Raw genomic sequence first — 15255 nt, 5'->3', positions numbered from 1 at the left:
AGGCTAAGAGGTTAGCGAATGACAGATAAAAGCAAAGAGAGTGGTAGCGGTAAACTGCTGTATTGCTCTTTCTGTGGTAAAAGTCAGCACGAAGTTCGCAAGCTAATCGCAGGTCCGTCTGTTTACATTTGCGATGAGTGTGTTGATTTATGCAACGACATCATCCGTGAAGAAATCAAAGATGTGCTGCCGAAGAAGGAATCTGAAGCGTTACCAACGCCAAGAGACATTCGCGCACACCTCGATGATTATGTAATCGGTCAAGACTACGCGAAGAAAGTTCTCTCAGTCGCTGTTTACAACCACTACAAGCGCTTGCGCAATGGTGATACAACGGCAGACGGTGTTGAACTCGGTAAGAGTAATATTCTTCTTATCGGTCCAACGGGTAGTGGTAAAACACTGCTTGCTGAGACGCTTGCACGTTTCCTTGATGTGCCATTCACAATGGCCGACGCAACAACATTGACCGAAGCTGGTTATGTTGGTGAAGACGTTGAAAACATCATCCAAAAACTGCTTCAGAAGTGCGACTACGATGTAGCAAAAGCCGAGCGCGGTATTGTCTATATCGATGAAATTGACAAAATTTCACGTAAAGCTGAGAACCCATCTATCACACGTGATGTGTCGGGAGAAGGGGTTCAACAGGCACTACTAAAACTGGTTGAAGGTACAATTGCATCGGTTCCACCTCAAGGTGGTCGTAAGCACCCACAACAAGAATTTTTGCAGGTAGATACCTCTAAGATTCTGTTTATTTGTGGTGGTGCATTCGCAGGTCTTGATAAAGTGATCGACCAACGTGTTGCAACTGGCACTGGTATTGGTTTCGGCGCAGAAGTTCGTTCAAAAGACGAAACTAAGACTGTCGGCGAGCTATTTACCCAAGTTGAGCCAGAAGATCTAGTTAAGTACGGTCTAATTCCAGAGTTCATTGGTCGTCTACCAGTGACAACGACTCTAACCGAGCTTGATGAAGATGCACTGATTCAAATCTTGAATGAGCCGAAGAACGCACTGACCAAACAGTATGGTGCGCTATTCGACCTTGAGGGTGTTGAGTTGGAGTTCCGCGAAGATGCACTGCGTGCGATTGCTAAGAAAGCAATGGAGCGTAAAACAGGTGCTCGTGGTCTACGTTCAATCCTTGAAGGCGTGCTGCTAGAAACGATGTACGAATTACCATCGGCTACTGACGTAAGCAAAGTGGTTATTGATGAAAGTGTGATAAATGGTGAGTCAGAACCGCTACTTATCTACACAAACAACGATAATCAAGTTGCCAGCGCTGAGTAATTTGCGAAGCTGAGATAAAAAGGAGGTATTTGATACCTCCTTTTTTTATTTCTTTATTGAATCCAACGAATACGCCCCCATATACTGAAAATAATACTAAGCGGAAGAGAGAATAATATGAACTTGGAACGTTCCGAGCGTATAGAAATCCCGGTATTGCCTCTGCGCGACGTGGTTGTTTATCCACACATGGTGATTCCTTTGTTTGTTGGCCGCGAAAAGTCCATTAGTTGCTTAGAAGCGGCGATGGATAATGACAAACAAGTACTCCTTGTGGCTCAGAAAGAAGCAGATACTGAAGAGCCAAAAATTGACGATCTATTCACAACAGGCACAGTTGCAACCATTTTGCAGCTTCTCAAGCTACCGGATGGCACAGTAAAAGTACTGGTTGAAGGTCAGCAGCGTGCCAAAATTAACAATTACCGCGATGAAGAATTTTTCGTAGCGGATGCTGAATACCTGATCACGCCAGAACTCGATGAGCGTGAGGAAGAGGTCATTGTACGCAGTGCAATCGACCAGTTTGAAGGTTTCATCAAACTGAACAAGAAGATTCCACCGGAAGTACTAACGTCTCTCGGTGGCATCGATGAAGCAGCGCGTCTTGCTGATACTATCGCTGCTCATATGCCGCTTAAACTCGTAGATAAGCAGCAAGTGCTTGAGTTGCTTGATGTAACTGAGCGTTTAGAGTTCTTAATGGGACAAATGGAATCGGAAATCGACTTACTGCAAGTTGAGAAACGTATTCGTGGTCGCGTTAAGAAACAAATGGAAAAATCTCAGCGTGAGTACTATCTGAATGAGCAAATGAAGGCGATTCAGAAAGAACTGGGCGACTTAGATGATGCTCCTGATGAGTTCGAAACACTGAAGGCTAAGATTGAAGAATCAAAAATGCCTGCTGAAGCGAAAGAGAAGACCGAACAAGAGCTACAAAAGCTTAAGATGATGTCTCCGATGTCCGCTGAAGCAACCGTTGTTCGCAGTTACATCGATTGGATGGTAGGCGTTCCTTGGGCTAAACGCTCTAAGGTGAAAAAGAACCTAGCAAAAGCGGAAGAAGTACTGAACGAAGACCACTATGGCTTAGAGCGTGTTAAAGAGCGCATCCTTGAGTACTTGGCAGTGCAAAACCGCATTAACAAGCTAAAAGGTCCTATCTTGTGCCTTGTTGGCCCTCCTGGTGTGGGTAAAACTTCCCTTGGTCGCTCAATCGCGGCTGCAACGGGTCGTAAATATACTCGTATGGCATTGGGTGGTGTACGTGACGAAGCGGAAATTCGTGGTCACCGACGCACCTACATCGGTTCTATGCCGGGCAAGTTGATTCAGAAGATGTCGAAAGTTGGTGTTAAAAACCCGCTGTTTCTTCTGGATGAGATCGACAAAATGTCTTCGGATATGCGTGGTGACCCGTCATCAGCGCTGCTTGAAGTTTTAGACCCAGAGCAGAACAATGCCTTTAACGATCACTATCTAGAAGTCGATTACGATCTTTCTGACGTAATGTTTGTTGCGACGTCTAACTCAATGAACATTCCAGGGCCTTTACTTGACCGTATGGAAGTGATTCGCCTTTCTGGATATACAGAAGATGAAAAGCTGAATATTGCTAAGCGTCACCTAGTGTCTAAGCAAGTTCAACGTAATGGTTTGAAGCCGAACGAAATTGAAATTGAAGATTCTGCGATCATTGGCATCATTCGCTACTACACACGTGAAGCGGGTGTTCGTAGCCTTGAGCGTGAAATCTCAAAGATCTGTCGTAAAGCAGTTAAGAACATTTTGCTTGATCCAAAACTAAAGACAGTGACGGTAAATCAAGACAACTTGAAAGAATACCTGGGTGTTCAACGCTTTGACTATGGTAAAGCGGACGACAGCAATCGCATTGGACAGGTAACTGGCCTAGCGTGGACGGAGGTAGGTGGTGACCTATTGACTATCGAAACTGAAGCGATGGTCGGTAAAGGTAAGCTGACTCAAACCGGTTCATTGGGCGATGTGATGCAAGAGTCAATTCAAGCGGCAATGACGGTTGTACGTTCTCGTGCAGAGAAGCTTGGTATTAACTCAGACTTCTACGAGAAGCGTGACATTCATGTTCACGTTCCTGAAGGTGCGACGCCGAAAGACGGTCCAAGTGCGGGTATCGCAATGTGCACCGCTTTAGTTTCGAGCTTGACAGGTAACCCAGTGAAAGCTGAGGTGGCAATGACAGGTGAAATCACTCTACGTGGTGAAGTCCTACCTATCGGCGGCCTGAAAGAAAAACTACTTGCAGCGCATCGTGGCGGCATCAAAACGGTATTGATTCCTAAGGATAATGAACGTGACTTGGAAGAAATTCCTGACAACGTTATTGCGGATCTGAAGGTGATTCCGGTGCAATGGATTGATGAAGTTCTTGAAGTTGCTTTAGAGAGAGCACCGCTTGGAGCGGCATTTGAACCTGTAAAATAGTGATGTGCTCCAAATTTAGGTAAAAGAAATGCGCTGATAGGCAAAAAAAGCTTGTCAGCGTTTTTTTGTAGCACTAAGTTTAGCTATGTAACTCTGAAGCCCTTGATAGACAAGGCTTAGAGTCTTCAACTACGAGAATGGAACTAACGTTACCTTTTAAAAAATAACAATTCGGTAACAGAAAGGGGAAACACAGTGAACAAAACACAATTAGTGGAAAAAATCGCAGAGAACGCAGATCTATCTAAAGCTTCAGCTGGTCGTGCACTAGATGCTTTCATCGAAGCAGTTAGCACTACTCTAGAAGAAGGTGATCAAGTGGCTCTAGTTGGCTTCGGTACTTTCAGCGTACGTACTCGTGCAGCACGTACAGGTCGTAACCCAAAAACTGGTGAAGAGATCCAAATCTCTGAAGCTAAAGTTCCTGCATTCAAAGCAGGTAAAGCTCTTAAAGACGCTTGTAACTAATCATTTGTTACAGTTGCGCACAAACCTTGCGTCAACTGAGCAAAAATTAAGCTTTTGTAAGGCTTAATCGACAAAATAAGTCGAACTTTTTTTAAATATGCGCATCTTACTGATGCGCATTTCTTTTTCTGATATTATCCGATGCAGTAGAAGATAACCCTTCCTATCTGGAGAGTAATAAAATTATGATGGAGCGAATTCGCGAAGGCGTGAATAGCATCGCGGTTAAAATTATCTTAGGACTCATTATTCTGTCTTTTGTGTTTGCTGGTGTAGGTAGCTATATCGCAGGCGGAATTGGCAATACTGCGGCAAAAGTGGGTAATGTAGAAATTGGTCGTGGTGAGTTTGAACAAGCGTATCAAAATGAACGCAATCGCATGCAATCTCAGCTTGGTGATTACTTCTCGACTCTGCTTGGTGACCCAAGCTACGTAGCGTCTTTCCGTAAGTCAGTCCTTGATCGTATGATTAATGATGTGTTGCTTGAGCAACATGCAGAATCGCTGGGGCTACGTATTAGCGACGCTCAAATCCGTCAAATGATTCTTGAGATGCCTCAGTTCCAAAATGACGGAAAATTTGACCAAGACATTTATCAAGCAACGCTGCGCCGTGCTGGTTTCAGTGCTGACAGCTTTGCAGAGTACCTTCGTCGTGATTTGGTTCGTAACCAACTGCTATCGGCATTGCAAGGTAGCGAGTTTACGCTTCCGAGCGAAATTGAGCTTCAAAGCAAGCTGCTAACCCAAACGCGTGATATCAAAACGCTGACTCTATCGCTAGCTGACTTCTCTAAGAAAGCTCAGATTACTGATGAAGAGATTCAAAAGTACTATGAAGAGAACCCTGGCCAGTTTACGCGTCCTGAGCAAGTTAAAGTGGCTTACATTGAGCTATCTGCTCAAGCACTTAAAGATCAAGTTAAAGTCACTGATGATGAAGTTCAGAAGTACTATGACGAGCATCTAGATAAATACTCAACTTCTGAGCAACGTGAAGTGAGCCATATTCTGGTTCAAGGCGATGACGAAGCGAAAGCGCAAGCAATTTTGGACGAGCTCAATGCCGGTGCTGATTTTGCGACGCTAGCGAAAGAAAAGTCAGAAGACATTGGTAGCTCTGAAGAGGGTGGTTCTTTAGGTTGGATCGAACGTGATGTGATGGATCCTGCTTTTGAAGAAGCTGCATTTGCTCTTAAGGATGTGGGCGATACAACTGGTTTAGTTAAGTCTGATTTCGGTTACCACATTATTAAACTTGACGCTATCAAGGCATCTGAGTCTAAGCCTTTAGCTGAAGTGAAAGACGAAATCATTGCTGAGCTAAAAGACCAAGTGGCGGTAGATGAGTTCTATAACCTGCAAAATGAGCTAGAGAAGATTGCTTTCGAATATCCAGATTCACTGGATGATGCAGCGAAAGCAGTTAGTCAGAAAGTCGTGACTACCGATTTCATTTCTCAAGTTGATGCGCCAGAAATCTTGAAATCGCCAGCAGTGATGCAAGCGATTCAGTCACCAGAAGTGAAAGAAGATGGCCTTAACTCTGAAGTGATGGAAGTGGCACCAGAGCATATCATTGTGGTTCGTGTCGATGACGTTCGTGAACAAACTGTATTGCCACTTGAAGAAGTGAAAGAGCAAGTGGAAACTCAGTTAGCGAAAGTTAAAGGTGAGCAAGCGGCTATGGAGTTGGGTGTTCAGTTAGTGAACGAGCTAAAAGAAGGCAAGCAGGACACACTTCAAGCGAACAATCTAAGCTTTGGAGAACTGGAAGCTATCGACCGTAGCTCTCCATTAGCAGGCACTGTGTTTGCAATGACTAAGCCAGCAGAAAACGCAGCGACCTACGCTCAGACTAAAGATATGGAAGGCAACATTGTTGTTGTTGAGCTAACTAAAGTCGCTTCTGAGTACAATGAAGCATACAACGAGCAAATCGGCGCTCAAATGGAGCGTGAGGCGACTCAACAAGATTTAGCTTCTGTGCTTTCAATTCTGCGCAAAAATACGGACATCGAATACTTACTTGATGCTGAATAACAGCATAAACAGAGTCGATGACGCAATTCAGCTCACAGTTCTTGTGTAACTGATAAGCTAATAAAAACGGACCGCATTCGCGGTCCGTTTTGTTTTCAGTAGACAGAACTTTTCAGCTTGTTTTTTCTGGGTATCTTGGATGGCGACTTTTAGTGAGAAAAAGGAATTCAAATGAAGTATCTAAAAAATGTTTGGCTGCTAGTAGTTTTGTTAGTTGTCCCTGTGAGCTTTTCCTATGCATCCGAAGCGAAGAAACTAGAGGGGATAGAGATAACAGTCAATATCAACCAAGCGGGTCCTGAGGAACTAGCGGAACTGCTCAAAGGTGTTGGCGAGGAAAAAGCAAAAGATATCGTGGAGTATCGCGATCAACACGGAAGTTTTAAATCGGCAGATGATTTAACTCAAGTGAAAGGTATTGGTGAAGCAACGGTAGAGAAGAACCGTTCAAGAATCACTCTGTAACTTACGACGATAGACGCTTACCGAGAGTGCCAAAATCAAGCCGACGCCAAGTCCTATTGCGTGGGCTTGTGTCGCAACTGGAGCCGCGATTAGCTGCGAGGTTGCTTCTGACGCTCCGTAGAAGCTTTCCCAGGCCACTTTACCGATGATGCCCAAGACCAACAGCCAGCTTGAATTTCTTCCACTCAGTGCCTCTTGTAGCGCCCAATAAGCAAATAAAGCGTGGAGTACTCCTGATAGGCCTAAGTAATACGTTAAGTTTGTGAACAACAAAGCGAAACCAATAGAGGTCGCACTAATTAGCGTAACAGCCACCACTGACCGCCACGAAGGACGAAATACGTAGCAAATGACCCAAAGTCCGGCGAGGTTCATGCCCAGATGTGCTAGGTTGGTATGCGAGAAATTTCCTGATACTATCCGCCACCATTGACCCGCATGTATTGCTAGCTTGTTCCACTCTACTAAGGATTGTAAGCTCGGGATTTGCAGCAGTGCGCAAAGTAGAGAAAACAGCAATAGTCTTATGACGAAAGAAGTGTCCATATCTCGATATTGTCCCAAGTGCTTGAAAGCTAAGCGCGCTTGTATTTGTCAGTGGATTCAGCCCATTCACTGTGACACACAATTGATCATTTTGCAGCACCCAAGTGAAGAAAAGCGCCCGCTTGGGACGGCGCGAATTTTGTCCTTGTCATTGCCAAACGGACATCTTTTTATTGGTGAGGATTTCTCGACCCATCAAGCGCTTAATGATCTGTTGGCTGATGATAGATACCAGTCAGTGGTGCTGTATCCGGGTGAAGACTCTGTTGAATTATCGCAAACACAACTCGCAGCGCCTAATAAGCACTTGCGTGTCATTCTCCTAGACGGAACGTGGAAGAAAGCGTTTAAGATGTGGAAACTGTCTACGAATTTGCATACTTTACCGTTGGTTAAATTGCCAGAGACCTTGCAGGGCGATTATCGGATTCGCAAAGCACCATCACCTAATGCTCTATCCACGGTTGAAGCGGGTCATCATATTATTCAAACGTTAGAGCCTGAACGGAACTTCGACGCTATGCTGGTTGCATTTGAAAAAATGATAGAGTTCCAGATTCAGCAAATGCCTTCAGGTGTTTATGAAAAAAACTATCGCGCTCCGGGCTCCAACGATTAAGGTTTTACCTTTCTAATCACTAGTAATTCGAATGCGCCGCAAACAGTTGTTGATGCATCTTTTGCGCATAACCGTCAGTCATGGCGGAAATATAGTCAGCTATCACACGCATTCCGTTATCTTGTTGTCCACTGGCTTTACGCCAAAGGTTGCGTGTTGATTCAGGAAGTAAGCGCTCAGGATCGGCGCTGAATGCCTCAAAAAGATCCATAATGATTTGTTGGCCTTTGTACTCGACGATTTGTACCCTTGGTACTTGAATCACGAACTCGCTGACAAATCGTTTCAGAATCGCTAAGACACATTCCATATCACCATCAAGATAGGCGTTGTAGTGAAGTAAAGGATCGTCGAAACTAGCTTCTGGGACTTTCTTGACTTCAATACTAGTTAGTAGGGCGTTAACAATGCCCCCGATGGCGTCTTTTCGCTCGTAGTGTTTACCTGAAAAAAGCAGTTCAGTGATTGAGTCAATATGTTCTGAGAGCCAAGTATTGGTTTGCGTTTTAAGCTGTGCCGCGGCATTGGCTCGCCACATATCTTTGTCCACCAACTCAAGCACAATTGCGTCTTCTAAGTCATGCACACCGTAAGCAATATCGTCAGCTAACTCCATGATAGAGCAATCAAGAGATTTGAATTGCGTCTTGTTGTGTTGAAGTGGAGTCAATTGCTCAAATCGCATGGTTTGCAACAATAATTTATCGCTGTCAGATAGTGGGTCGATAACCCAATCAAACTGGGGCTTATCTTTATCGTAGATCCCTTTTGCAGGCGCCCAGTCCTTCGCTTTTAACTGGCGTTGGCTGCTCACCGGGTGAGGCTGTTTGTCGGCGCAAGTTTGGCTAATAGGGGCGGGATATTTAAGCAAACCTAATAGGCTGCGACGGGTGAGGTTCATCCCGTGATGCTCGGTGTAGGGTTCGAGTTGGGTGACGATACGAAACGTCTGGGCGTTACCTTCAAAACCACCATATTCACGCATCATGTAGTTGAGTGCGACTTCACCGCCATGCCCATAGGGTGGATGACCGATATCATGAGCGAGGCAGAGTGCTTCAATGAGTGCATCAGAAGGCAATAATGGTTCGAGTTCTGGCTGTTTTTGTTTTAATTGAGCTGCGATGCCTGAGCCAATTTGAGCCGCTTCGAGCGAATGTGTTAGGCGTGTGCGGTGAAAATCGTTAACACCTGTACCGTGCACCTGCGTTTTAGCTTGCAGTCGCCTAAACGCTGCAGAGTGGAGAATCCTAGCTCTATCACGTTGGAAGGGGTCGCGATGATCATTACGTCTGAGCTTGTGCTCATCACTATGTCTGGCTTGCCAAATTTGCATGGATTCTAACAGCATCTCAATTCCTCGAGTTGGCTAACTGATTTCATCAAGAGAAAGCTCAAAGCTTGGTGCAAAGGTGTTTAGGAAATAGTCCATCTCTTCGGTTTGCTTTTCAAGCAGTGTTTGGTCCAAACGTTTTTTGGCGAGAGCAAACTCATGGTTTCCAGCGCTCAGCTCCTCAAGACATTTCAAATATGCGCAGATAGAATCGGCTTGTTTGACAATTTGGGTGTCTTCTTCGTAAGCGTATTCTGAAATTAAGAAAGGTCGGAAATCATCCTGAAATTCTTCGGGTAACATAGACAGCAGCTTTCGCTCAGCTGCAGACTCTATCTTTTTGTATTCCTTTGCGATTTCTGGGTTGTAATATTTAACTGGTGTTGGAAGATCCCCAGTTAGCACTTCACTGGTATCGTGATACATCGCGAGAATCGCGATTCTTTCAGGGTTGGTTTTACCGCCAAATTTCTTGTTTTTTATGATGGCTAAAGCATGAGCAACGAAGGCGACTTGAAGACTGTGTTCAGAGATGTTTTCCGTTGAAACCGAACGCATTAATGGCCAGCGTTGGATCAGTTTCATTCGAGCAAGGTGAGCAAAAAAGTGACTTTCTTTCATACAGCGTAATCCCTTAATACTAGCGCCGAACTATTTATTCGGCGCTCAATAAGAATAGGCTTTATATCAGTGTTATGAAAGAGTTACTGGCTATATGTTGCCAAGAATTTTTCAAATCGACCAATCGCCATCTCTAGATCTTCTACGTGAGGTAGAGTAACGATGCGGAAGTGATCAGGTTTAGGCCAGTTGAAACCAGTGCCTTGCACGAGGAGAACCTTTTCTTGCTTCAAAAAATCGAGCACCATGCGCTGATCGTCTTTGATGTTGTACATCTTGGTGTCGATCTTGGGGAACAGGTACATAGCTCCCTTGGGTTTCACACAAGAGATCCCTGGAATTTGAGTAATAAGCTCGTAGGCTTTATCTCGCTGTTCTAATAGACGACCACCCGGCAAGATCAGTTCATTGATACTTTGGTAGCCACCCAAGGCGGTCTGAATCGCGTGTTGCATCGGAACGTTAGCGCAAAGGCGCATCGAGGCAAGCATTTCAAGACCCGCAATGTACCCAGTGGCATGCTCCTTAGGGCCCGTCATAAACATCCAACCGCCACGGAAGCCACAAACGCGATAAGACTTAGAAAGACCATTGAAGGTCACTACGAGTACATCTTCGGTTAGGGTTGCAACTGAGGTATGAGTCGCGCCGTCATACAGAACTTTGTCGTAAATCTCATCTGCGAAGATGATAAGTTTATGCTGGCGTGCAATTTCAATCACCTCGAGTAGGAAGTCACGACTGTACACCGCACCGGTTGGGTTGTTTGGGTTGATAAGCACAATACCACGAGTTTTAGGCGTGATTTTCTTCTTGATATCATCTAGGTCTGGATACCAATCAGCTTGTTCATCACAGAGGTAGTGAACTGGGCTACCACCGGATAGAGAAACCGCTGCTGTCCAAAGTGGATAGTCAGGAGCGGGAACTAACATTTCATCTCCGTTGTTTAACAGAGCTTGCATCGCCATTACAATGAGCTCCGAAACGCCATTGCCAATGTAAACATCTTCAACGTCTAAGCTACGAATGCCTTTACGCTGATAGTGTTGAACCACAGCTTTGCGTGCTGAGTATATACCTTTGGAATCACAATAACCTTGAGATGTAGGTAAATTCCTGATGACATCGACTAATATTTCATCAGGGGCATCAAAACCAAAAGGGGCGGGATTACCGATATTGAGTTTCAGTATTTTATGTCCCTCTTCTTCCATGCGCTTAGCATGTTTGAGTACAGGTCCCCTAATGTCGTAGCAGACATTATCGAGTTTTGACGACATCTCGATATTTTTCATTGCTATATTCCTAAAAAAACGGCTATTTCTTTACTAAATTACACTAAATTGGCTTTTGAAAGAATAAAAATCTGCCTAAAGTGAAAATTAAAGATTGGATATGAATTCAGTGGCAATGAGCCACTTAACATTGCGAACAATTAAAGCGCGTGTTGCTTGATCTATGTAGTTGGTATAAATAGAGTATCTCGTGTATATAAGATTAAAAGTTACAGTTTTGAGGTTGATTTGTCTCATTTAACAAAAGCCATCACTCAGCTTGTTGAAAAACTAGAGCGTGCGCCGCAAGGCACCAAACGACTAGAGCAAGAATTGCAGGGTTCACCAAAGACTCATGGCATCGACTGGTTGGACGCTCAGCCTCATTATCCTAAGTTCTATTGGCAGTCGAGAGATACCCGTGAAGAAGTGGTTGCTCTCGGTCAGCTTCATACTTTTTCTGAAGCAGCTCCTGCTTATACGATCCTCAGTGAAAACCAGCGAGTATGGGGTGGTCGCTCTTTTGATGGCCATTCAGACAAAAACCGTCGTTGTATGTCGGCATTCTTTTTCCTACCTCAAGTTGAGTTGATTCGTTTCGATGAAGGATGGCGTTTGGCGGTTAACATTGGAATGAGCAAAGAGGTATCAATTAGGGCCTTGAAGCAACTCGTTGCCGATGCAAAAGAACTCGCGCCGCTAGCGAGTGACATCGTCTCATTGCGTCATACACCAGAGAAAACACAGTGGTGTGATTTGGTTGATGATGTTTTAGCAGGAATTCAACAAGACAAATTCAAAAAAGTGGTCTTGGCTCGTAAAACCTGCGTTGATCTCAAGCATTCCATTTCTCCTGCGCAGCTACTCAAAGCAAGTTATGCTCAAAACCATCATAGCTTTCATTTTTTGATGGCCTTGTCCCCTGGTCACGCATTTGTAGGCTCAACGCCTGAACGCCTCTATCGAAGAGTAGGACAGGAGCTAGAGACAGAAGCTTTGGCGGGTACGATTGGTCGAGGTGGCAATGCTGCTCAAGATATGGAACTTGCCAATTGGTTGACTCAGGATGACAAGAACATCAATGAGAATCAGTACGTTGTGGATGATATTCTGCAAAGCCTATCGCCACATTCAGACCAAGTGCATTTAGAAAGCGAACTTCGCTTAGTTCGCTTGCGTAAAGTTCAACATCTAAAAAGAAACATCTTGGCGCACTTGCACAAGGGTATTAATGGTGTGCAATTGCTACAAGCGTTGCAGCCAACAGCTGCGGTTGCGGGGCTTCCAAGAGCAGAAGCAATGCAGTATATCCAGCAGAACGAACCTTTTGCGCGTGGTTGGTACGCTGGTTCAGTGGGCTATCTAAGCCATGAAAAAGCAGAGTTTTGTGTTGCGATTAGAAGTGCGTTATTGGTCAAAGATGAGCTACAACTCTTCGCGGGTGCGGGGATCGTGCCTGGTTCCATCGCCGAACATGAATGGCAAGAGTTGGATAAAAAGATGTCCACGTTATTGAGTCTAATTTCTGACCAACCGTCATTAGGTGTTGCGTCATGAGCCAAAACCAAGCTGCTTTAAATAGGGTTTGGACGGAAATACTAATAGAAGAACTCTATCGCCAAGGGGTAAGACACGTATGCATTGCTCCGGGTTCACGCTCAACCCCGCTTACTCTTGAGGCTGTTGCTCACCCTGAGTTGACCGTTCACACACACTTTGACGAGCGTGGTTTAGGTTTCTTGGCGTTAGGTCTTGCCAAGTCAAGCCAATCACCTGTTGCTGTCATTGTTACATCTGGCACTGCAGTCGCTAATTTACTTCCTGCGGTTGCTGAGTCGAAGTTGACTAAAGAGAAGCTGGTTTTACTGACCTCTGATCGTCCCATTGAGTTAGTCGATTGTGGTGCTAATCAAGCCATCGTGCAGTCTGGAATCTTCTCACAACATGTGACGGAGACCGTTAATCTGCCATCGCCGACAACCCAGATTTCGCCAACGTGGATATTATCTACAGTTGACCATGCGTTATCAGTTCAAAAAGTGAATGGCGGTAGTATTCACTTCAACTGTCCGTTCCCTGAACCATTATATGGTGGAGACGATAAGCGTTCGTTCTCAGCCTATTTGCAACCCATAGCGAAATGGCGTAATAGCAAGGCCTGCTTTGTCGACTACCATACGGTTAACGTTACTGACTATACGGCGGAGCATAGTGCATTAAGACTAAGTGACAGAAAAGGTGTCATTGTCGTAGGCAGTGTAACTCTCGCTATTGCCCAGCAAGCAAAGTTACTGGCGCAGAAATTAGGTTGGCCAATTCTGCTCGACCCTCAATCGGGTTTGGGAGGTGACTGGCAGCGTTATGATATTTGGCTTCAGAATCCGCAAGCAGCAGACATGCTTTCAAGTGCCGATACTGTACTCCAAGTAGGTGCAAGGCTGGTTTCGAAAAGGCTGAATGCTTGGCTAAAGCAGCAATCTCAACACAGTGATTACCTAGTGCTGAGTGAATTTGGCGAGCGGTTAAACCCAGATCACGTTGCGTTGAAACATTGTCAGGTGTCAATTCCTCTATGGTTAGAGTCAGCCATAGAAACAGTGGAGCACAGCAGAAATATCGGGTGGGGGGATGAATTAAAATCTTATGCCCAAATCGTAACGACATTAATGCCTACTCGCTCACACCTGACCGAATTTGATGTTGCCCGTAGCATTGAGCGACTACCGCTAGACATTAGTGTTTTTATGGGTAATAGCCTTATAGTAAGGTTAGCGGATATGTTAACTAACCCGCTTGGTATCGAAACTTATAGCAATCGAGGCGCATCAGGTATTGATGGTTTGGTCGCTTCTGCCAATGGTGTTCATCGCGATAAAGGTAAGTCGATGGTGCTCTATTTGGGTGATACATCACTGCTCTATGATTTGAATTCGCTGTCACTTTTTAGTCGTACACAAGTACCTTGCGTAATCGTTGTGACTAACAATGATGGGGGGGCGATATTTGATATGCTGCCTGTGCCGCAAGACAAAAAAGTACGCTGTTATCAAATGCCTCATGGCCTAAACTTTGAACATGCGGCGGCTCAGTTTGGTTTGCAATATAGCGCACCTAAATCACGTGAAGACTTAGAGACACAAATTCAACATCATCTATTAAGTGGTAAAGACACTCTATTGATTGAAGTGCTTACCGCTGCCGACGAAGTAGCAAGTTTGATTCGCCAACTAAGCCAAGATATTAGTACTTATCAAACTCATGCTTAATAGTCAGTTTACAGCCTCCCGCCAAGCTCATACTGAAGATCAGCCTCTGTTGGTTTTCGTACATGGCTTTTTAGGGGCGGGTGACGACTTTCACACCGTTAGTGAATACCTTCCAAACTACAACAAGCTGTTTGTCGATTTACCGGGACATGGTCAAAGTCAGTCGATCCAAAGCACAAGTTTTAGTGATGTTTGCAGATTGATCCATTCAACCATACTAAAATGTATTGAAACACAAAACCTCAGTGCTACAGTGCCCATCTGTTTGGTGGGGTACTCGTTAGGTGCTAGGTTGTCGATGTACTTTCTCTGCGAGTATGAGGGTGCAGATAATCAACTGCTGCCACTCACGGTGGCTGGTGTCGTCATTGAAGGTGGAAATTTTGGACTGTGCTCAGAACATGCCCGTCAGGATAGATTTGCAAATGACTTAGCATGGGCGCATCGCTTCAAAAATGATGATATTGCAGAGGTTTTGGGCGATTGGTATCAACAACCGGTGTTTTCTTCCTTAAATCATGAGCAAAGACAAGATTTGATTGCTAAACGTAGTGTTAACCTTGGTGACAAGCTAAGTCATATGCTGATGACGACTTCACTAGCTCACCAGCCTAACCTGTTGCCAAAAATCCAGCAGCTTCGGCTTAGTAACGGTAATCGACCTCTGTATATCGTGGGTGAACGAGACACAAAATTTACTGCGCTAGCTCAAGATAGCAACCTTGATTTTAAGGTGATTGCGGGAGCTGGGCATAATGTACACAAAGAGCAGCCTAAGGCCTTTGCCTCGGTGTTGCTGAGTTATCTAGAACAAATGGGTTTAAACCCAAAAGAAAAATTGGAATAG

Annotated in this window: 13 protein-coding genes; 9 read left to right on the top strand and 4 right to left on the bottom strand. The window is 44.8% G+C overall.

The window, feature by feature from the left end:
- Window positions 1-18 precede the first annotated feature (18 nt).
- The 5 genes from clpX (at window position 19) to VME0621_RS14480 (ending at window position 6746) form a co-directional block, all read left to right on the top strand.
- Entirely contained in the window at window positions 19-1299 is a 1281-nt protein-coding gene (gene clpX / locus VME0621_RS14500; protein ID WP_038229801.1) for an ATP-dependent protease ATP-binding subunit ClpX, read from the top strand.
- A 117-nt stretch (window positions 1300-1416) separates the two neighbouring features.
- Window positions 1417-3768 carry an endopeptidase La gene (lon, locus tag VME0621_RS14495; protein ID WP_038229802.1) on the top strand — a complete coding sequence of 784 codons (2352 nt, stop codon included), beginning with the start codon at window positions 1417-1419 and terminating at the stop codon, window positions 3766-3768.
- A 195-nt stretch (window positions 3769-3963) separates the two neighbouring features.
- The gene (gene hbs, locus VME0621_RS14490) at window positions 3964-4236 is read left to right on the top strand and encodes a non-specific DNA-binding protein Hbs (RefSeq protein WP_006075676.1); all 273 of its coding nucleotides are present in this window, start codon (window positions 3964-3966) and stop codon (window positions 4234-4236) included.
- 185 nt (window positions 4237-4421) lie between these two features.
- Window positions 4422-6281: a peptidylprolyl isomerase gene (gene ppiD / locus VME0621_RS14485; protein ID WP_062462762.1), complete on the top strand. Its 1860-nt coding sequence runs from the start codon at window positions 4422-4424 to the stop codon at window positions 6279-6281.
- Window positions 6282-6452: 171 nt separating this feature from the next.
- On the top strand, window positions 6453-6746 hold the full coding sequence (locus VME0621_RS14480) for a ComEA family DNA-binding protein (protein ID WP_062462764.1): 294 nt from the start codon (window positions 6453-6455) through the stop codon (window positions 6744-6746).
- On the opposite strand, the gene rrtA is transcribed toward VME0621_RS14480, so the two are convergent.
- Window positions 6729-7292: a rhombosortase gene (rrtA, locus tag VME0621_RS14475; protein ID WP_062462767.1), complete on the bottom strand. Its 564-nt coding sequence runs from the start codon at window positions 7290-7292 to the stop codon at window positions 6729-6731. The genes VME0621_RS14480 and rrtA overlap by 18 nt on opposite strands.
- On the opposite strand from rrtA, the gene VME0621_RS14470 reads away from it, so the two are divergent.
- Entirely contained in the window at window positions 7291-7911 is a 621-nt protein-coding gene (locus VME0621_RS14470) for a tRNA-uridine aminocarboxypropyltransferase (protein WP_062462797.1), read from the top strand. The two genes, rrtA and VME0621_RS14470, sit on opposite strands and share 2 nt — an antisense overlap.
- A 19-nt stretch (window positions 7912-7930) precedes the next feature.
- On the opposite strand, the gene VME0621_RS14465 is transcribed toward VME0621_RS14470, so the two are convergent.
- From VME0621_RS14465 to VME0621_RS14455, 3 genes are all read right to left on the bottom strand, one after another.
- A complete protein-coding gene (locus VME0621_RS14465) occupies window positions 7931-9262 on the bottom strand; it encodes an anti-phage deoxyguanosine triphosphatase (RefSeq protein ID WP_370736772.1) in 1332 nt (443 codons plus the stop codon).
- Window positions 9263-9280: 18 nt separating this feature from the next.
- Window positions 9281-9865 (bottom strand): 5'-deoxynucleotidase, encoded by a 585-nt coding sequence (gene yfbR, locus VME0621_RS14460; protein WP_006075259.1) that lies wholly within the window; start codon window positions 9863-9865, stop codon window positions 9281-9283.
- 83 nt (window positions 9866-9948) lie between these two features.
- Window positions 9949-11163 carry a pyridoxal phosphate-dependent aminotransferase gene (locus VME0621_RS14455; protein WP_006075260.1) on the bottom strand — a complete coding sequence of 405 codons (1215 nt, stop codon included), beginning with the start codon at window positions 11161-11163 and terminating at the stop codon, window positions 9949-9951.
- Window positions 11164-11391: 228 nt separating this feature from the next.
- Here VME0621_RS14455 and VME0621_RS14450 point away from each other — a divergent pair, with 228 nt between their 5' ends.
- Genes VME0621_RS14450 through menH form a run of 3 tightly spaced genes read left to right on the top strand, consistent with a single transcriptional unit; the run spans window position 11392 to window position 15255 of the window.
- Window positions 11392-12699, top strand: coding sequence for an isochorismate synthase (locus VME0621_RS14450; RefSeq protein WP_038230150.1), 1308 nt, complete (start codon window positions 11392-11394; stop codon window positions 12697-12699).
- Window positions 12696-14408 carry a 2-succinyl-5-enolpyruvyl-6-hydroxy-3-cyclohexene-1-carboxylic-acid synthase gene (gene menD, locus VME0621_RS14445; RefSeq protein ID WP_062462770.1) on the top strand — a complete coding sequence of 571 codons (1713 nt, stop codon included), beginning with the start codon at window positions 12696-12698 and terminating at the stop codon, window positions 14406-14408. The genes VME0621_RS14450 and menD overlap by 4 nt, the downstream gene beginning before the upstream one ends.
- A complete protein-coding gene (gene menH, locus VME0621_RS14440; protein ID WP_062462772.1) occupies window positions 14401-15255 on the top strand; it encodes a 2-succinyl-6-hydroxy-2,4-cyclohexadiene-1-carboxylate synthase in 855 nt (284 codons plus the stop codon). The genes menD and menH overlap by 8 nt, the downstream gene beginning before the upstream one ends.

Origin of the sequence: Vibrio mediterranei, assembly GCF_900088415.1 — a bacterium.
In the GTDB taxonomy this organism is placed as follows: domain Bacteria; phylum Pseudomonadota; class Gammaproteobacteria; order Enterobacterales; family Vibrionaceae; genus Vibrio; species Vibrio mediterranei.
Note: the sequence above shows the minus strand (reverse complement) of the source record. Positions and strands in the feature narration are given on the sequence as shown.